The following is an 18,114-nucleotide window of genomic DNA, read 5'->3' on the forward strand; positions in this document are numbered from 1 at the left end:
GGTGAGTCGAGTTTAAAATGCAGGTTAATCAGTGTGGATTGAGTTGTCTATATTGTAGCATTATATAAGTAAAGTATTGTAGCAGAACGCAAAAAAGACAGACAGCTTTCGAAAGTACTCGGAGGGCTGACTATCTATAGGGATATGAGTAAAGGGTTATTGACTAACCAGCAGAAAGAAAGCAGATTCCGATCTAAACGTTTTTCACCCTAACTTGTATTTCAGTGATCAGATTCGTCTGGTTGTCATGGACGGTATCATGCAGGGCACGTTCATAGAAGTAGCCATCGAGTGGCAGAGTATGCTGTCTGCTGAAATCGATCAGTTTTTGGTAAGGCTGATGCAGCTCTTCTTCAGGACCTTGAAAGACGATGCGAAGGTAACTGCCAGCCGGTTTGGTATGAGTAGCTGATTCAGAAGAAGCGGCTTTGATGTAGAAGTAATCGTACTGTTCAGCAAAAGGATTCTCGAGCTTTTTATCCACGTCGATAAGGGTGCCATATTCGTTATTGGCAAGAAAGTGCAGATCCTTGTCATGAACGAAGGCAATAGCATCCATAATCCAGTCTGTCGGAGAACGGTTTTCCATCGGATGACTGAGCAGGAGATGGTCTGCCGTGCAAGAAATCAGTTCCACTTCCATATGCGGCCGTTCAGCAATACTGATGTAGTGAAGCTTTCTGTCAATCGTATGCCTGATGCGTTCCAGTTCCTCCAGTTTGCGGTCGACATCATTGAGCCTGTTCTGAAGTGACAGCTTGAAATCATATAAGTCTCCTGAAAGGACCTTTTTGATTTCAGCCAGAGGCATATTCAGTTCCTTCAGTGAAAGGATCAGACTTAAGTCAAATACTTGTTTCAACGTGTAGTAACGGTAGTCGTTCTCTCCTTTGAATTCAGGTGAGAAGAGACCTATTTCGTCATAGTAATGCAGCGTCCGTTTATTGATGTCCACTAGCTCAGCCAGTTCGGCGATTCTGAGGCTGTTCTTTTTCTTCATAAGATAATCAGTCCTCCCCCTTGACTCTACAGTTACTGTAACCTTTATACTTAAGATAGTCAATGATCAGTAAGCGTCATTAGAGTGAAAGGGGACAGTATCATGCTGAGAATTGGTATCGTAGTATTAGGTGTAGAAAAATGGAAAGAATGCCGGACAGTAGCAAAGACCGTTCTTCCGTACCTGAAAAAAATCGGGAAGCGGGCTTATGGCACCTCATTTGAATTGATCGATTTGGAAAAGTACAATCAGTCTCTTGACGGCGAATGGAATTTGACTGAAAAAGGACTGAAAAAGTTCAATGAGAAAGATGGCTTCGTTTTTGTTCTGCCTACCTTCTCAGAAGGGGTACCGGAGAGTTACCAGTCGTTCTTCAGCCATATTCATAGGGAACTGCAGCATAAATCCGTCATGACGATCTGTTTTGGTGAGCAGGAAGAAAAGAGCCATACAATGGAGCAGCTGAATATCTGTCTTCTTAAATATGATCTGGCCTTGCCCGCGACCGATATCTTTGTGCCGAAATATACCTTTGTCGAATGGGAAACCAAGCCGGATATAGAGAACATGATCACGGACCACGTAAACGATTATTTACACTGGGCCATGAGTACGAAGTATCTGAGGAACATCAGAAAAAGTCTGGTAATGTAATAGTGATATTCAGGCTCTTCCTGCCATCGGGAAGGGCCTTTTTTAATGAAAACTGCTCAAGCTCTATGTTAATGGTTTAAAAAAACGGAAAATATTATATGAATAAAGTTTCCGTCTGGATTTCACCCTCTACAACGAGCGCTTTCATTTTTTTATTTAAGAATGAAGCCGGATTAGAACGGCTCATAGATTTCTATTAGTGAACCAGAAGGGTCCCTAAAATGAGCAACTTTGATGCCCCAATCTTCCTGTTCGGTTGGTTTACTGATAAAGGAGACTTTGTTTTTTAATTTCTGATAAGTTTCTTCAACGCTGTCTACTTTGAAGATTAAAACTGTTCTATCATCTTTTCTAGCATCAGTAGAATAATCTTGTCCTATTGCTTCAAGCATCTGTTTACGTTCAAAGATTCCTAAAGCAGCACCATTAAATTTGAAATCAGCATAATTAGAATGTTCATTTCCCCAAGAAACCTCAAAGCCCATAACATCACTATAAAATAGGAAACATTCTTTGTAATTGTCTACTAGTAATCGAGTATGAGTCAGTTCCATTAAAAACACCTCTTATTTGATTTTTTATTTCTATTATTTTTACGCATGCTAACGCCAGTTTTTCTGTTGTATTCTCCTGCTCATTAGCTGAATAAAGAAGCAGTTTTTAATTATACGCTATCATAACGTAAGTTTATCATATACTCGATATTTGGACTTGAATTCCTTCAATAAATAAATGACTAGTTTTAATTTACTTATTTGCTGAGTTAACTGCGGAGCACGGGCTCTCTAAATGAAAATAGTGAAAACGTATACCTGTAAGTTTGTTAGGTAAGAAAACTTTCATTTTAGTTAATTAATTGTAGGATATTCCGATTATAAATAGGTAGCCGTTGAGAGTAGGCTAACATACATAGGTAAGAACTGGGGGAAATTATTTGAAAATTACAACGAAATTACTTGGATCGTATCTGATACTAGCGGTCATCGTGCTGGTACTGGGAGGTTTGTCGCTTTTCGGACTTCAAAGAATGAACGATAATTCTAATGAGCTTTACACGGAACGGGTACAGCCGACGATCATTCTATCTGAAATTGCCCAGCTGATGGAAAATACTCGGGTGCATATGCTGACAGGGGTCATTAACGCTGATCCTTCCAGAGGAGAACCGGCGCTTGAGAATATCGATCGAATCGAAGAGCTGCTAGCTGAATATAGTAATCGCCAGCTTTATGACGAAGAAGCGGTCCTTGTCGACGAACTGAACAGAACGTGGGTCAACTACTCTGAAAATCTATATGAAACGGGAGATTCTCTGGCAGAACAGGACTTCACCGAAGCAATGAATGGCATCCGACGTGCCGGCGCCTGGTATGGAGCGGCCAACATGCACCTGAACGAGCTTCTTGAGATGAAAGAAACCTTATCTGAACAAGCCTACAGTCAGAATCAGTCTGTATTTGTTAACCTCAGAAGTATTATATTTTTCGCAAGTATCCTGGCCACAGTTTTTGCCATTGTGGTTGGCATATTCATGGGACGGATTATTGGACGCCCGCTGACCTCCATCTCAAGCAAACTGAACGATGTTGCGGATGGCAAGCTGACGGGTCAGACGATTCGCACCAAACGTAAAGATGAAATCGGCATGCTTGAACAAGCGACGAACAAGATGCAGGAAGAACTGCGTCATATTATTACATCTGTATCGAATGCAACGGTACATGTGCTGAGTTCCAGTGAAGAATTGACTCAGTCGACTAATGAAGTCGTCCAGGGAGCCGACCAGATTGCGATAACCATGCAGGAGCTCGCATCCGGATCGGAGTCGCAGGCTACCTATACCAGCGACCTTTCTGAGAGTATGAGTGCCTTCGTTCACACGATCGAGCAGTCAGTTGATGAGAGTGAGCGCATTTATCAGACCTCCACTAAAGTACGCGGTCTGACAGATGAAGGGCGTCTGATGATGGACACCTCAGTCACACAAATGCAGACCATCGATGAGATAGTCAAGCAGTCTGTCGAAGGAATGAGAGGACTGGATACGAAATCCAGCGAAGTTTCCGAACTGGTCACTGTCATAGAAGGAATTGCTGAACAGACGAATCTTCTGGCACTTAACGCAGCGATTGAAGCGGCACGTGCCGGCGAGCAGGGCAAAGGCTTCGCTGTAGTAGCTGATGAAGTCAGAAAATTGTCTGAAGAAGTCTCAGGCTCCGTTGTGGAAATTACTGACATCGTCAGACGCATGCAGGAAGAATCTGCGCAAGTTGTCGGTGCACTGGAAAATGGGTACAGTGAAGTGCAGAAAGGAACTACTCAGATTCAGGAGACCGGGAAGACCTTCAACAGTATTTCATCTTCTGTAGAACATATGGAACAGACGATCCGAAGAATTACTGAAAAGCTGGCAGACAACAAGGAACAGACGGTCAATATGAGTTCCAGTGTAGAAGAGATTGCGTCGATTTCTGAAGAGTCGGCTGCGGGTATCGAACAGACGTCGGCATCTGCTCAACAGTCAAACAGCACGATGCAGGAAGTCTCCGCAAGCTCAGAAGAACTGGCCCGTCTGGCGGAAGAACTGAACCAGCTGGTCGAACGCTTCGAACTATAGGACTAGTAGAATAATAAGGGATTTAACCCGGATTGAGTGATCAGGTGATCGCCCAGTCCGGGTTTTTTCTTTATCCAGGGGTGGGAATGACATCAGAAACAGAGGCTAAATGCAGTTCCGGAGGTCGTTTCGAGTCGAAGATGCAGGGATGGATTATCTACTTATAGTTCAGCTCATACGGCTGAGATGGAAATGGAGCTAGGGTGATTCTAGTTATAGTTCAGGCGTATCATTTAAATTAACTTGCCGCTAGAAGGTGCCTAGAGGCAGCTTTGCGCAATAAAAATAATTAAGCTACAGCTAGAAGGGGGCTAATGATAGTTTAACTTCATAGAAAGAAATAAGCTCCAGCTAAAAAGGATCTAGTGACAGCTATCCGCCAGAAAAAATGTCGGAACTAAAAGTAAAACAAGACTACTGTGATTTCAGAAGCATGGAACTCTCTTTAGGTAGAGCTAAACAGGCATAATGAATAGCATAGCTGAATTACTCGACTAAAAAAGCAGGAAAAGCCCTTTAAGAATGAAGAATCTGCTCAGGCAGATTCAACTGCCTTTAGATAGATAAGAGTAGTCATAAAAGACTTCTCCTTTTCGGACGTTTTTAGTGAAGAAAGTCTAGCCTTTACAAAAGCGTGTGCTAAGATAAGAGTGAATAGGCAGAACACAAGCACTTTGAATTATGCGCTGCTAGAAAGAGTTACGGGGGTTACACAATGAGTAGAGAAACAGAAGCAGTGGAAGTCATTATTGTTGGAGCGGGATTAGCCGGTTTATCAGCCGCTAGTGTGGTTGATGGCAGCGGACTGAGTTACAAAATTCTTGAGGCTACAGACCGGGCCGGAGGAAAAGTTTATTCAGGATCTAACGAGCAGGGAGAGTATGCTCTGGAACTGGGAGCACAGTTTGTCAATAAGGATATGACTGAGCTGACCCGACTGATCGAAGAAAGCGGGATGCATTTAAAGCGTACCGTTTCGAAGCCAGACAGTGTCTACCTGCACGCAAAAACACGGACGGACGTTGGCGCGTTCATCGAATCCGTCGATGAAGAAATTGTTCATAGCGAGACTGACACGCGACTTTCTCTGGCCCAGACGATAGAAGACTGGGTAGAAAACGAACAGGAAGAAGCTATAGCCAAGAGCTTTTTCACTGAGGAATCAACTGTCAGTACCGAGCACATTCTTGCCGAAAGCTTTCTTGATACGAGTGAGCGGTACGCATCTGAACTGGATGATCTTACACATCAGGCATCCGGACCACTCAAACAGGTGATCGATTATCTGTCGTCTCAGCTGAAAGAAGAGATCCAGTTCAAGCACCCAGTTGAATCTGTAGGATATGAAGATGGTCTATATAGGTTAAATACTGGGAATGGCCATAGTCATTATGCTGAAGCAGTCATTTTTGCGATTCCTCCATCAGCCGGAAGCCGCATCAAGTTTCAGGAAGAGCTGAAGACTTATTATGAGCCGTTTCTGACTAGCTACATCGACGGATCGGTCATTAAAGTTTCCCTTACGTATGAGCACCCATTCTGGCATGACTATGAAATGGACGGGGAAGCTGTGCCTGTAGAAGGAATCGTATATGGGGCTTACGACGGACTAAGTGTTTCCGACTCTTCAAAGGAGGGTGATCATCCAAGATTAACGGTCTTTATAGGAGGAGATCTGGCGAAAGACTGGGTGGACCGGTCAGAACAGGATCGTCACCAGTTTGTGCTGAACAGAATGAGAGACGTTCTGGGTGATCAGGTGGAGGAATACTTGGATTACAGAGAAAGCATCTGGGTCGACCATCCATATTATGGGGGAGGATACAGTGCGCAGGTGCATGTGGCGGGGTTGCCGGAATCGCCTGATAAACTGCGAACGCCTTTTCAGTTATCCATCTTTGCAAGTACAGAGCTGGCTGAAGCTTTTCCAGGTTTTATGGAAGGGGCACTCCGCTCAGGAAAGTCTGCAGCAGAGAAGATAATCAACCTGGTCGACCGATCAGACAAACGTTGATTTAGTTATAATATTGAACCAGTAGACAGGGTGATGAACAACCATAGATTTATGTTCATCGCCCTGTATCTTTTTCACAGACTTAGGCGTATGATGAGTGTAAATAATCAGATTAGAAATAAGGAGTGAGTAGAGATGAGGTTAAAGCGGAGTATTTTACTTATGGCAGTTTTTCTTCTGACAGCCTGTGCCTCAGAATCCGATGGGGACTTTAGTGACACCAGAGATGAAAGTGCAGGCTCTGATGGCGGGTCCATGATGATGGAAGACTCGGCAGATATGGATCTGGCTGAAGAAATTGGGGAATCACCGGAAAGTTCAGGTGAACGGCTGATTGGAGAAAAAGTCATCCGTACGGCTAATATGGACTTTGAAACGGTCGAGTTTACTGAGACAGTCTCTTATATTCGCGAATTGGTCACGCGGCACGACGCATTTATCGAACATTCGTATGAATCCAGCCATACACCTGGTGGCGGAGCCTCCAGACAATACAGAATGATTGATTACACCCTGCGTGTACCAACGGAAAATCTGACGGCTTTTCTGAATGATTTGGAAGGTGTACAAGCCCAGAAAATCAGTGAGCAGATGGGAACTGAAGATGTCACGCAGTTCTATAGAGACACCGAAGCTAGAGTGCAGGTTCTGGAAAACAAGGAAGAACGTCTGAACGAGCTGCTGGATCAGGCCGAGACGATCGAAGAAATCATTCAGATTGAAGACAGCTTGAGCCAGACGATTGCAGAAAGAGAAAGTCTGCAGTCCCAGCTAGATTATTATGATGATCTGATCGACTATACGTCAGTTTACCTTACCGTAACGGAACGTCCTCGTCTGTCAGGCGAACGTGGAGATGGCATTTCATTCTTCAGAAGGATTCAGGATGCCATTGTCGACTCATTTTATGCCTTCTACTACATCTTGCAGGACCTGGTCATTTTCCTTATCTATGCTCTCCCATTCATCATCGTCACCGGCCTCGTCGGGTGGCTGATCTGGTTCATTACTAAACGAGTGAAAAACAGGAAGCGTCGGTAATGATTAATTTGATCGAGGGTGGCAGAGAAATTATCTTTACCATTCGACTTTGCATATGATTAGTTTAAATTGGGAACATTTACTATAATGGGTAGTGAAGAATAATAACAGTCAGCGAGGGATCAATGTGAGAATCGAGCATGTCGGCATGTGGACGAAAGACCTGGAAACGATGAGGGCTTTTTACGAAACGTATTTCAAGGCGCAGAGTGGGGAAAAGTATCATAATCCAAAGAAGCAGTTTACTTCTTTTTTTCTGACCTTTGAATCAGGCAGTCGTCTGGAACTAATGCATCGCGAAGATATTTCGAAAGAAGCGGCAGAAAGTTTCGGGTATGCCCATCTGGCTCTATCTGTCGGAGACAAGGATGCTGTTGACAGGATGGTAGAGAGACTGCAGGCAGATGGATATGCTCTGCTCAACGGTCCGCGAATGACTGGAGACGGCTATTATGAAGCAGTTATTGAGGACCCTGAAGGCAACCTGATCGAAATCATGGCGGGCTGACAGGAAAGCAATCATATAAGGAGGATATTATGGGATTATTAGTAGATGGAAAGTGGCACGACAAGTGGTACGATACGGAAAAAAATGACGGACGGTTTATCCGAGAAGAGTCGCAGTTCAGAAACTGGGTGACACCTGACGGCAGCGCGGGACCAAGTGGTGAAGGCGGATTTAAGGCTGAAGCCGGGCGCTATCATTTATACATTTCAAACGCATGTCCGTGGGCTAACCGAACCATGATCATGCGTAAACTGAAAGGCCTTGAAGACTTGATTTCTGTGTCAGTGGTGCATCCATTGATGGCTGAACACGGCTGGACTTTTGAAGACGATGAAGGGGTCGTTAAAGATCCGCTTATCGATGCGGACTACCTGTATGAAATCTATACGCATGTAGAACCGGAATACAGCGGACGAGTTACTGTGCCTGTACTGTATGACTTGAAGCAGGACAAGATCGTCAATAATGAATCATCAGAAATCATGCGTATGCTGAACTCAGCCTTTGACGAAGTGGGCGCCAAAGAAGGCGACTACTATCCTGAAAACTTGCGTGACGACATTGATGCCATCAACGACAGAGTTTACGGGGCCATTAATAATGGTGTCTATAAAGCTGGTTTCGCGACTAAACAGGATGTCTACAATGAAGAAGTTACTAGACTGTTCGAAGCGCTCGATGAAATGGAAGAGCGTCTTGGGAAAACTCGTTATCTGACAGGTGACCAGGTGACAGAAGCCGATTTGAGACTCTTTACGACACTCGTCCGTTTCGACAGTGTCTACTATACACACTTCAAATGCAACATCAGACGTCTGGTGGATTACGACAATCTATGGCGCCTGACAAGAGAACTCTACAATATGCCTGGCGTTTCCGATACGATCAACTTCAGACATATCAAAGAACACTACTTCCGCAGCCATAAGAACATCAATCCGACAGGCATCGTTCCCGTTGGACCAGAATTGGACTTCAGTCTCTAATTAAAATAAGGTAGCCTTCCAGATCGCTGGAAGGCTATTTCTTTATTTAAATTAACAGTTTTACTTCAAGCTGATCGATGGAGCTCGGGGTAGGTTTTAGCCTTTTATTACCCACTCAATCGTAATTAGTCTATGAGTGGGCAGTGATTTATTGATTAATGTCCACCCAAATACAAATCTTAAATGAGTGGTCAAAAGACCGCAGACTATGGACAAGTGAAACTTACTTTTTATCTGAGCAGGCAGTAAATCAGAGATAATTGACCAGTCGGAATAAAATTCCAGTTGAGTGGACACTAAAAAGAGAATCATTGTTTTCAATTAATGAACGATAATATTAGTAAAAAATATACATTAATCCGATTGAAAACCATCGCCATTATCTTTACAATTGGACCAGATAACAGTGATGAAAAGAGGTGTTTAATTGGATAACAAAGAAGAAGTACTTAGAGAGCTAAAAGCATTTAAGCGCGGAAACTATGCGGTTATAACAGCTGCAGTAATTATTCTATTTATAGGTATTTTTCAAGGCAAAGAAATGAACGAAGTAGCCTTTATCCTTTTTTCACAGAGTGGGGCTCTTGTTTTGACTAGAAGGGACCAGTACTCTCGAATAGGATTTATTGTGTTGCTTATTATATGGCTGACTGTTTTAAGTGTGTCATTTATCAATATAATATCTTAATGTGGAAAAAACTGTTCCGATAATTTAAACTAAAGCCTTTATACAATGAGGGGGAAAGACTGATGAAAGTTACATTGACGAGACCAAAACGTTATTTTACAGGAAACAGCAAAGTGAAGGTCAGGCTGGATGGGGCAGTTGTCGCGGAAATAAACGGGGATGAGACCGTCGACATTGAGCTGACTAAACAGGAAGCAGTGCTTCAACTGAAACAGCTGACCGCTAAAAGTAACAAGCTGAGAGTATCTGATGGGGATCAAATTGATACGGAAGCGAGTCTGTGGGCTTATATTATGCCACTTGTTCAGGCAGTGATATTCACGATATTATTGTTTACATATGATTATTTTCAGTCAATGGGTATATTTGAAGGGCGACCATTCTGGTTCTTTCTGCTGATTATACCTTTGGCTGCGTTCATCTCAGGGATACCGAGAATGCTTTTTGATACCTTCGTTATTTTTAACGATAATGACAAGGTAGAATACAGGGATCATAAGTTTCAGTAAGCATGTGAGACTATCTGGAAGAGACACGGAAGGATTGAATAAATGAAAATCAAAGTAACCAGACCGGATCGCTTCTATGCAAGTCTGGCTAGATTGAAACTGGTAGTGGATGGAGAGGTAGTCGGCAAGATCAGCAATGGAGCGACTGAAGAAATCACTGTGGACACAGAACAGTCCGTGCTGCAGGTTAAGTATCAGGGTACAAGAAGCAACAAGCTGACGGTCAGTCCAGGTGACACAGTCAAAATTATGTTTAATAAGTGGGTATACTGGGAACCAGTTTTCACTGGGCTCATTACTTTCCTTAGTCTATTCATCATTTCTCAGCTTCGCCTGCATAATGTCCTGGAAGAGTTGTCTGTCTGGATGATTGGTGGAGTAACTGTATTGATAATCAGTCTTCTGATCATTCTCCCCAACTTGTTATATGAAAAATATATCCTGTACAAGGAATAAGCACAACTTGCAGTCCTAGCATAGATTGGGTACTTATATTAAAAAAGGAGAGATACAGTGCAGGTCAAAGTAATCAGACAGGAACATTTATGGGAGAAAGGCACACAGTTTTCGTTGAGGCTGGATGGCGATGTCGTTGGGAAAATTGCCAATGGAGAAACAAAGCATATTAAACTGAATAGGCAGCAGTCTGTTCTTCAGGTAAAGCAGTACAGAATAAAGAGCAATAAACTTAGAATCAGTCCAGGGGATTGCGTCAGATTAACAATGAAACAGTGGGCGCTGTGGTGGCCGCTATGTATTGGGATTGCAGCTATCATTGGTACAGTTCTCAGCGAGAGACTATATGCAGATAGGGTGCTGGAATCTGGATCAAGCTGGGCGTTGTTCATCTCTGCAGGAATCATATCATGGGGAGTCATGCTGCTTCCTTATCTGGTATTTGATTCATTCGACTTACATAAGGTTTAACCACTAACGAATGAAGGGGAACCTCCACAGGCTGTTTGAGCACTCACGTTACCTGTACATACAAAGATTAGCAGTATAATAAGGAGGACCTCATAATGAACACTTTGATCCTATACGGTAGCAAGCATGGTTGTACGGAGACGTGTGCTCAGATGCTGGCAGACCGTTTAACTGGAGAAGTCGATAAAATCAATGTCAATCAGAAGGCTGATGTGGATTTATCAAAATACGACACAGTAGTTGTAGGAAGCCCCGTCTATGTCGGCCAGATACTGAAGGAAGTAAGAACATTTACCGACACGCATCTCAATGAACTGAAAGAAAAAAGGCTGGGTCTTTTCATCTGTGGCATGCAGGAAGAGCATACGTTAAGAGAAGAGCTGGAGATCAACTATCCGGAAGAACTGCGTAAGGCTGCGCTGGTCAGGGCGTGTTTCGGTGGAGAATACCATTTCGATACGATGAATCTTATTGAAAAAATGATTATCAGAAAAGTGGCTAAAGTCAAGACAGACGTCTCTGAAATCAGAGAAGAGACAATCAAGGAGTTTGCACAGACGATGAACGATAGCCATGAACCAATCGAACAGACGTAATCAATCAACAGAATGAGCAGGTGTCTTTATGTTTTTGCATGCAGTAACGTTTCCCTCAAGTGAAGCTGAGTTTTCTTTTTTCATTGATATCAAGCGCAAAGTCTATACGACTTTTTATCCCTTTCAAGTGCTGTCCGGAAAACAGCTGGAACGGATAGACTGTGTGCCGATCACGATTCTTTACGGCGGCAACGGGTCCGGGAAGACGACTGCATTGAATGTCATTGCAGAGAAGATCGGAGCAGAACGCGATGCCTTGTATAACAAGTCGTCATTCTTTGAAGACTACCTCGCATACTGCAGCATAGAGCCGGCAGCTGACGAACCGGACTTCAAGCGGATCATCACAAGTGACGATGTATTTGATTATGTACTGACATTGCGGTCTGTTAATGAAGCCATTGATGAAAAAAGAGAAGAGATCTTTGAGGATTATCTGGAGAAAAAATATGCCCAGTTCCAGCTGAAGTCTCTGGATGATTATGAGCGGCTGAAAAAGATGAATGAAACCAGGAGAAAAACGCAGTCCCGATTTGTTAGAGACAATTTGATGAACAATATAAGAGAACAGTCCAATGGGGAAAGTGCGTTCAAGTATTTTGTAGAAAAGATAGAAGAGAACGGCCTGTATCTGCTGGATGAGCCTGAAAACAGCCTGTCCCCTGAACGGCAGCTTGAACTGAAAAAGTATATTGAGGACTCGGCCCGTTTTTTCAACTGTCAGTTTATTATTTCAACCCACTCACCGTTCTTTCTGGCAATGGAAGGTGCAGAGATAATTGATCTGGACTCAGAGCCGGCAGTTGTCAGAAAATGGACGGATCTGGAGAATGTCCGGGCCTATCAGAGGTTTTTCGACGAGCATCGTGATGCGTTTCAATGAACGGATGATGAGTGTCGTTCTGCCTGACATCAATAATAATAAAAGAAGCCAGCTGATCTCCTTTGGTGCAGCTGGCTTCTTTGCTGTGCTAATAAGTTTTATCAGATCGACTGGTTCAGTCCGTTTCCACCGGCAGGGTCGTCACCTGAGGCATTCAGATCACTGGAGAGTCCAACATCATCGTTTGATCCTCCGCCTGACGGATCGGTCGGGCTGTTCTTTACATCATCGATCATCTCTGCTTCATCAGTGGTATCAGTGGAGGTGGCCGGCCCTTCTGCGCTGCGTTCATTCGACCGCTCCGCATCTCCTGGATGGGTATCGACTGACTGCTCCTCTCCCTGATCTTTATCTTCATCTACAAGCAGGACGAGCTGTCCTTCATCAAGTTCTGAGCGATAGTCGTTCAGCAGAGAGGATACTTCCTTGTCCGATACGTTGGAATGGTCGACTGTTGTGATACCGGCAGACTTATCGACTGTCTCCAGTGCTGAAGAATTTCCAGCTAGTTTCATATCAGCCTTACTGTGCCCGCGCATGACCAGAGTGTCAACAGCACGGACGACCTCTTCAAACGAGTCGTAACTGCCTTCTGCAAATAATGGCATAGATAACTCTTCCTCTCTCAATTATTCGTTGTCCTCTTTTTCTCTAATAAGTCCTTTAAGTGATTCTTTAGATTCAGGTGGATTGCTCAGGACATTCCTGACTTCATCAAGATCCGGTTCGACATTCCAGGTCAGGATGCCGACGGGCTTATTATCCTCCAGATAGTAGATCACCTTGCCGCCGTCCACTTCATCGATGTAATAATCAAGTTCGGGATCGAGCGTACCGATGGCTTTCCAGGAAATATCAAATACCTGTGAGTAGAAATAAGGCGTATAGTCATACGGTTCCTGAGCTCCAGCCATATTTTTACCTACAGTTGTACCAGATTTTCGTGCATGATCGACGTGCTCGATCCGGTGACGGCCTAATATAGGGTCCGGATACGAGACGATATCGCCTGCTGCGAAAATATCAGGATCCGATGTTCGGAAAAACTCATCAGTCACAACGCCGTCCTCTACTTCCAGCCCGGCTTCTTTGGCTAGTTCAAGACGCGGCTCCACCCCTATTCCTAAAACGATGGCATCACCGGTTACTGTTTCTCCGTTTTCAAGAGAAACAACGAACTGATCCCCATTTTTGGTATAGGAAGAGGCACGCGTGTTATTCATCATCTTGATGCCATGATTTCTGTAGGGCTGTTCGTATTCTTCTGCCAATTCATCTGGAAAACGGGTATCGCTTAGCTTGTCCTGAGGGTAGATGAAAGTGACTTGAGTATTGTTAAGTGCCAGATTGGCAGCCAGTTCCGTTCCGATATAGCTTCCTCCGACAACGATTACATGGGTTCCTGAACCTGAGATGCGTCTTAACGTGCGATAATCTTCAAATGAACGGAAGGCAAGTACGCGTGCATCATCAGGCCCGTCGATTCGCTGAGGTTCCCCACCGGTTGCAAGCAGCAGCTTGTTGTAGCTGAATGTCTGCCCATCGGCTGTCCGGACTCTCTTGTTTTCTTTATCGATTGACGTCACTTCTGTTTCAAGGAACAGTTCAGCCCCGGTTTCTTCTGCATTCAGGGGGACGTTGTCTTCTGTAAACTCTTCATCTGTCCATAATTTCTTTGTAAGGGCAGGACGGGTATAGGGGGCATCCTGATCTGTTGAAAGAATCCCGATCGTTCCGTCACTGTCCACTTCACGGATGCCGTCTGCTGCAAAGGCGGCTGCCATTCCTCCGCCGACCATTAGGTAGTCAAAATGCTTTATAGAATCTTGTGTCATGTGTGCATTCTCCTTTATAGTTTAGTTTTATATTGTCGCAACTGATCCGCCATCGACACGGTAATTGGATCCATTTACAAAAGATGCTTTATCTGAGCATAAGAATAGAATCACTGGGGCGACTTCTTCGACTTTGCCGCGACGCTTCAGTTCAATATGCGGGCGTTCCTCATCAAGGAAGGACTCAATGGCTTCTTCAAATGAAACACCCAGTTTTTCTGACCGTTTTTCCATCATCTTATCGGTCATCGGGGTTTCAATAAAGGCTGGAGAGACAGTGTTGACGAGCAGTCCCTCTGTAGCATAGGTTCTGGACAATCCCTTTGAAAAAGCCAGAATGCCTGCTTTGGAACAGTCGTATGGCAGTTCATCTTTGTATGGCTGAAGGCCGTTTTCCGATGAAATGAAAACAATGCGTCCCCAGCCCTTGCTTCTTAAATCAGGCAGGAATTCCCGGACGACACGTACCGGTCCAAGCAGATCATCTTCGATCGTCTGTACCCAGCCAGCGTCATCGATTTCATGGAAGAGTCCTTGGACACCGACCGTTCCAGCATTCTGCACTAGAATATCGATCTCTCCGACCTCCTCTTTTATGTAATCATGTAAAGCTTTCAGATCGTCTGTATTTGTGATATCTGCCGGGTAGGAATAGAGGGTGGCTTCAGAATCAAGCCATTCTATGGTTTCATTCAGTTTCTCTTCATTGATGTCAGTCAGTACGACAGTCACGCCTTCTTCCAGAAACAAGCGGGCCGTTTCTTTACCGATACCGGCAGCAGCTCCTGTGATCAATGCAACCTTATTTTTTATCCCTAAATCCATGATAAATTCCTCCTGTTTAATCTGATGTTTTTTGATAGCGATTAAAAGCCTCGTTACTGTAAAGGGTACTCCACACGTGTCAAAACTTCAATTATAAGGCTTGACCTCCAGGCCTGGCCTCACTAAGAGTGAGTGAGTGTAAACTTTTTGAGTTCAAACTGTACACCCTTCTGATATATAATCGCACTGATCGGATTTTCATCTTAGAAAACTTCAATACTGGAATTAATGAAAGAACCATAGAATGCCGTTCTGTGTTATTCTATAGTTAAGAGAATAGATAATTTAGAATAGATAGGTAACAGGTCGAATCCGTTCAGGAAACTGACAATGGGGAGGAGAGTGTTATGTCTATTGAAAATAAATGGCACCACCTGACTGTAGAATCCATCACGGAGTCTTTGGGCACCGACAAGCAGCATGGGCTGTCGCCTTCGGCTGTCAATAAGCATCGGGAAGAATACGGATCCAACACCCTTCCAGACAAAGCGGTCACACCCGAATGGAAAAAGTTCGTCAGTCATTTTAATGATATCCTGATTTATATTCTGCTTGTAGCGGCTTTAGTCACACTGATTTTAGGCCACTATATCGATACGGTCGTCATTCTTCTTGTTGCAGTCATAAATGCTGTGATCGGTTATATCCAGGAAAACAAAGCCGAAAAAGCGCTGGAAGGCATCCGTAATCTTCTGTCGCTTCAGGCTACTGTATTAAGGGAAGGAATCAGGGCAGAAATCGATTCAGAACACCTTGTGCCCGGCGATATCGTTATTCTGAAAGCAGGGGACAAAGTGCCGGCTGACATGAGACTCTATCAGGTTGAACGGCTGAAAGCGGAAGAAAGTCCATTGACAGGTGAATCAGCGTCAGTCGAAAAACAGACAGCCGCATTGCCAGAAGAAACAGTCCTTGGAGACCGGACGAACATGGTCTTTTCAGGAACCTCCATTTCTTCAGGAACAGCTAGAGGAATAGTCGTCGCAACAGGAGAGGATACTGAAATCGGTCAGATTAACCGAAGCATGAAAGAAGTAGAGGATATGAAGACGCCTCTCCTCCAGCAGATCGATACATTCGGTAAAATGATTTCGATTGTCATTCTGGTTCTTGCTCTTGTATTGTTCGGCTTCGGATTGCTCATTCATGATTACGATTGGGGAGAACTGCTTCTGTCTGTAATTGGATTGACAGTGGCGGCTATACCCGAAGGACTGCCGGCCATTCTGACGATCATCCTGGCCCTGGGTGTTCAGACGATGGCAGACAAGAAAGCAATCATGAGGACTTTGCCGTCAGTTGAAACGCTCGGAGCGGTCACGGTGATCTGTTCTGATAAGACAGGTACTTTGACAAAAAATGAAATGACAGTGAAATCAGTCATTACCCGTGATAAACTTATTAATGTAACCGGCACGGGCTACAAGCCTGAAGGTGAACTGATTGAAGAGGAAACTGATGAGTCAGCTGCAGTCAAAGGCGGTTTGAAAGCACTTATGACTGCTATGATGACAGTAAACGATGCAGAAATACAGGAAGAAGAAGGGCAGTGGATCGTCAGAGGGGATCCGACGGAAGGCTGTCTGATCACTTTGGCTAAAAAAGCGGAGCATAACTGTGAGGCACTGGACCTTCTATCTAAGATTCCATTTGATTCAGAATATAAGTATATGGCTGGATTAGTGGAAGAAGAGGGACAGAAAAAGATTTATCTTAAAGGGGCTCCGGACCGACTGCTGGACATGGCTGACCTTGAAGCAGAGTCTGAGGAACGGGCGTACTGGGAAGAGCAGGTCAGACGCCGGTCGAGAAAAGGCGAACGTGTCATTGCTGCGGCAGTTAAGGTAGTCGACAGCAGCCTGACAGAAATCGATCACGAGGATGTATCAGGTGGCCTCACCTTGTTAGGTCTGACCGGTATTATGGACCCGCCGCGTGAAGAGGCCATCGAGGCTGTTCGCGTCTGTAGGGAAGCAGGTATTCAGGTCAAAATGATCACAGGTGATCATAAAGAAACAGCTCTGGCGATCGCCAAGCAGATGGGGATTACTGATCATGACGATGTGATTGAAGGTCGCGAACTGGATCTCATGAATGAAGAAGAAATAAAGCAGGCCGTTAGTCAGTCTGATGTCTTTGCCCGGACCAGTCCGAACAACAAGCTTCAGCTGGTAGAAGCCCTTCAAAAAAACGGTCACATCAGTGCGATGACTGGAGACGGTGTGAACGATGCTCCGGCACTTAAGCGGGCGGACATCGGGGTAGCAATGGGGATCAAAGGAACAGAGGTAGCAAAAGAAGCCTCGGAAATGGTCCTGGTGGATGATAACTTCTCTACAATCGTCAATGCAGTCAGAGAAGGGCGACGCGTCTACGACAACTTGAAGAAAACTATATTGTTCATTCTGCCGACGAACGGAGCGGAAGCCTTTCTGGTGATGGGGGCTCTGCTTCTGGGCCTTGATATGCCGCTGACACCTGTCCAGATTCTATACGTGAATATGGTGACGGCTGTCACTGTAGCCCTCGCGTTGGCATTTGAGCCACTTGAAGAAGGCAGCATGTCAAAGCCACCGAGAAAAGCAGACGAACAGCTGCTGAGTCCATATTACATTTTCCGTATCCTGTTCGTATCTCTATTGATAGGCGGGATCGTTATGTGGATGAACGGAGAACTCCAGCAGACTTATTCACTCGCTCACGTCAACACGGTGACGCTGCATGCGATCGTGTTCGCTCAGCTCTTCCATCTTTTCAATGTGAGAAATGAGCGTCATTTCAGCTTGAACAGGCATTTCTTTGAGAATAAGGCAGCCTTTATTGTTTCGGCTCTGCTTATCCTGTTTCAGCTCATTGTCACCTATGTGCCGTTTTTAAGCGAGGCCCTCGGGCTGTATCCAATAGAGGCGTTCTACTGGCTATTCCCTCTAGGGCTTGGACTGATTGTCTTTATCGTAGTGGAAATTGAAAAATATCTGACTCATCATGTATTTAAACGAAAATAAAAAGGTAAGGGAAGCCTTTCAGGAGG

The 18,114-nt window shown here is 44.5% G+C and carries 18 protein-coding genes; 13 read left to right on the forward strand and 5 right to left on the reverse strand.

Annotated elements, in window-relative coordinates:
- Positions 1-193 precede the first annotated feature (193 nt).
- Positions 194-1,000 (reverse strand): MerR family transcriptional regulator, encoded by an 807-nt coding sequence (locus tag BMX79_RS08035; protein ID WP_091481298.1) that lies wholly within the window; start codon positions 998-1,000, stop codon positions 194-196.
- A gap of 102 nt (positions 1,001-1,102) precedes the next feature.
- On the opposite strand from BMX79_RS08035, the gene BMX79_RS08040 reads away from it, so the two are divergent.
- Positions 1,103-1,654, forward strand: a complete 552-nt coding sequence (locus tag BMX79_RS08040) for an NAD(P)H-dependent oxidoreductase (protein WP_091481301.1) — start codon at positions 1,103-1,105, stop codon at positions 1,652-1,654.
- A 173-nt stretch (positions 1,655-1,827) separates the two neighbouring features.
- Here the strand turns inward: BMX79_RS08040 and BMX79_RS08045 are convergent, their stop codons facing one another.
- Positions 1,828-2,208, reverse strand: coding sequence for a VOC family protein (locus tag BMX79_RS08045; RefSeq protein ID WP_091481303.1), 381 nt, complete (start codon positions 2,206-2,208; stop codon positions 1,828-1,830).
- 380 nt (positions 2,209-2,588) lie between these two features.
- On the opposite strand from BMX79_RS08045, the gene BMX79_RS08050 reads away from it, so the two are divergent.
- The 11 genes from BMX79_RS08050 (at position 2,589) to BMX79_RS08100 (ending at position 12,423) form a co-directional block, all read left to right on the forward strand.
- Positions 2,589-4,271, forward strand: coding sequence for a methyl-accepting chemotaxis protein (locus BMX79_RS08050; RefSeq protein ID WP_091481306.1), 1,683 nt, complete (start codon positions 2,589-2,591; stop codon positions 4,269-4,271).
- 715 nt (positions 4,272-4,986) lie between these two features.
- Positions 4,987-6,285: a flavin monoamine oxidase family protein gene (locus BMX79_RS08055; protein WP_091481309.1), complete on the forward strand. Its 1,299-nt coding sequence runs from the start codon at positions 4,987-4,989 to the stop codon at positions 6,283-6,285.
- Between the two features lie 135 nt (positions 6,286-6,420).
- A complete protein-coding gene (locus BMX79_RS08060) occupies positions 6,421-7,326 on the forward strand; it encodes a DUF4349 domain-containing protein (RefSeq protein WP_091481311.1) in 906 nt (301 codons plus the stop codon).
- 127 nt (positions 7,327-7,453) lie between these two features.
- Positions 7,454-7,834, forward strand: a complete 381-nt coding sequence (locus BMX79_RS08065; RefSeq protein ID WP_091481313.1) for a VOC family protein — start codon at positions 7,454-7,456, stop codon at positions 7,832-7,834.
- A gap of 29 nt (positions 7,835-7,863) precedes the next feature.
- Positions 7,864-8,820 (forward strand): glutathione S-transferase family protein, encoded by a 957-nt coding sequence (locus tag BMX79_RS08070; protein WP_091481316.1) that lies wholly within the window; start codon positions 7,864-7,866, stop codon positions 8,818-8,820.
- Positions 8,821-9,247: 427 nt separating this feature from the next.
- A complete protein-coding gene (locus tag BMX79_RS08075) occupies positions 9,248-9,508 on the forward strand; it encodes a hypothetical protein (RefSeq protein ID WP_091481318.1) in 261 nt (86 codons plus the stop codon).
- Between the two features lie 62 nt (positions 9,509-9,570).
- On the forward strand, positions 9,571-10,017 hold the full coding sequence (locus BMX79_RS08080) for a hypothetical protein (protein WP_091481321.1): 447 nt from the start codon (positions 9,571-9,573) through the stop codon (positions 10,015-10,017).
- 42 nt (positions 10,018-10,059) lie between these two features.
- Entirely contained in the window at positions 10,060-10,473 is a 414-nt protein-coding gene (locus BMX79_RS08085; RefSeq protein WP_091481323.1) for a hypothetical protein, read from the forward strand.
- Between the two features lie 57 nt (positions 10,474-10,530).
- Positions 10,531-10,944 carry a hypothetical protein gene (locus tag BMX79_RS08090; RefSeq protein WP_091481326.1) on the forward strand — a complete coding sequence of 138 codons (414 nt, stop codon included), beginning with the start codon at positions 10,531-10,533 and terminating at the stop codon, positions 10,942-10,944.
- Positions 10,945-11,039: 95 nt separating this feature from the next.
- On the forward strand, positions 11,040-11,540 hold the full coding sequence (locus BMX79_RS08095; protein ID WP_091481329.1) for a flavodoxin domain-containing protein: 501 nt from the start codon (positions 11,040-11,042) through the stop codon (positions 11,538-11,540).
- 28 nt (positions 11,541-11,568) lie between these two features.
- Complete coding sequence (locus tag BMX79_RS08100; RefSeq protein WP_091481331.1) at positions 11,569-12,423, forward strand: AAA family ATPase; 855 nt, start codon at positions 11,569-11,571, stop codon at positions 12,421-12,423.
- 101 nt (positions 12,424-12,524) lie between these two features.
- Here BMX79_RS08100 and BMX79_RS08105 read toward each other — a convergent pair whose 3' ends face one another.
- Genes BMX79_RS08105 through BMX79_RS08115 form a run of 3 tightly spaced genes read right to left on the reverse strand, consistent with a single transcriptional unit; the run spans position 12,525 to position 15,083 of the window.
- Complete coding sequence (locus BMX79_RS08105; protein ID WP_091481334.1) at positions 12,525-13,031, reverse strand: hypothetical protein; 507 nt, start codon at positions 13,029-13,031, stop codon at positions 12,525-12,527.
- Between the two features lie 21 nt (positions 13,032-13,052).
- Positions 13,053-14,258 carry an NAD(P)/FAD-dependent oxidoreductase gene (locus BMX79_RS08110; protein WP_091481337.1) on the reverse strand — a complete coding sequence of 402 codons (1,206 nt, stop codon included), beginning with the start codon at positions 14,256-14,258 and terminating at the stop codon, positions 13,053-13,055.
- Between the two features lie 27 nt (positions 14,259-14,285).
- Positions 14,286-15,083: an SDR family NAD(P)-dependent oxidoreductase gene (locus BMX79_RS08115; protein ID WP_091481339.1), complete on the reverse strand. Its 798-nt coding sequence runs from the start codon at positions 15,081-15,083 to the stop codon at positions 14,286-14,288.
- Positions 15,084-15,430: 347 nt separating this feature from the next.
- On the opposite strand from BMX79_RS08115, the gene BMX79_RS08120 reads away from it, so the two are divergent.
- Positions 15,431-18,088, forward strand: a complete 2,658-nt coding sequence (locus BMX79_RS08120) for a cation-transporting P-type ATPase (RefSeq protein ID WP_091481342.1) — start codon at positions 15,431-15,433, stop codon at positions 18,086-18,088.
- The last annotated feature ends 26 nt before the right edge of the window (positions 18,089-18,114 follow it).

The sequence above is a fragment of the Alkalibacterium pelagium genome (assembly GCF_900109325.1).
GTDB lineage: Bacteria > Bacillota > Bacilli > Lactobacillales > Carnobacteriaceae_A > Alkalibacterium > Alkalibacterium pelagium.

Excerpts from the sequence above, each read along its gene's own strand:
- BMX79_RS08035 (WP_091481298.1), bottom strand. The coding sequence starts at position 1,000 with ATGAAGAAAAAGAACAGCCTCAGAATCGCCGAACTGGCTGAGCTAGTG.
- BMX79_RS08080 (WP_091481321.1), top strand. The coding sequence starts at position 9,571 with ATGAAAGTTACATTGACGAGACCAAAACGTTATTTTACAGGAAACAGC.
- BMX79_RS08100 (WP_091481331.1), top strand. The coding sequence starts at position 11,569 with ATGTTTTTGCATGCAGTAACGTTTCCCTCAAGTGAAGCTGAGTTTTCT.
- BMX79_RS08060 (WP_091481311.1), top strand. The coding sequence starts at position 6,421 with ATGAGGTTAAAGCGGAGTATTTTACTTATGGCAGTTTTTCTTCTGACA.
- BMX79_RS08040 (WP_091481301.1), top strand. The coding sequence starts at position 1,103 with ATGCTGAGAATTGGTATCGTAGTATTAGGTGTAGAAAAATGGAAAGAA.
- BMX79_RS08070 (WP_091481316.1), top strand. The coding sequence starts at position 7,864 with ATGGGATTATTAGTAGATGGAAAGTGGCACGACAAGTGGTACGATACG.
- BMX79_RS08110 (WP_091481337.1), bottom strand. The coding sequence starts at position 14,258 with ATGACACAAGATTCTATAAAGCATTTTGACTACCTAATGGTCGGCGGA.
- BMX79_RS08105 (WP_091481334.1), bottom strand. The coding sequence starts at position 13,031 with ATGCCATTATTTGCAGAAGGCAGTTACGACTCGTTTGAAGAGGTCGTC.
- BMX79_RS08120 (WP_091481342.1), top strand. The coding sequence starts at position 15,431 with ATGTCTATTGAAAATAAATGGCACCACCTGACTGTAGAATCCATCACG.
- BMX79_RS08095 (WP_091481329.1), top strand. The coding sequence starts at position 11,040 with ATGAACACTTTGATCCTATACGGTAGCAAGCATGGTTGTACGGAGACG.
- BMX79_RS08045 (WP_091481303.1), bottom strand. The coding sequence starts at position 2,208 with ATGGAACTGACTCATACTCGATTACTAGTAGACAATTACAAAGAATGT.
- BMX79_RS08115 (WP_091481339.1), bottom strand. The coding sequence starts at position 15,083 with ATGGATTTAGGGATAAAAAATAAGGTTGCATTGATCACAGGAGCTGCT.
- BMX79_RS08055 (WP_091481309.1), top strand. The coding sequence starts at position 4,987 with ATGAGTAGAGAAACAGAAGCAGTGGAAGTCATTATTGTTGGAGCGGGA.
- BMX79_RS08085 (WP_091481323.1), top strand. The coding sequence starts at position 10,060 with ATGAAAATCAAAGTAACCAGACCGGATCGCTTCTATGCAAGTCTGGCT.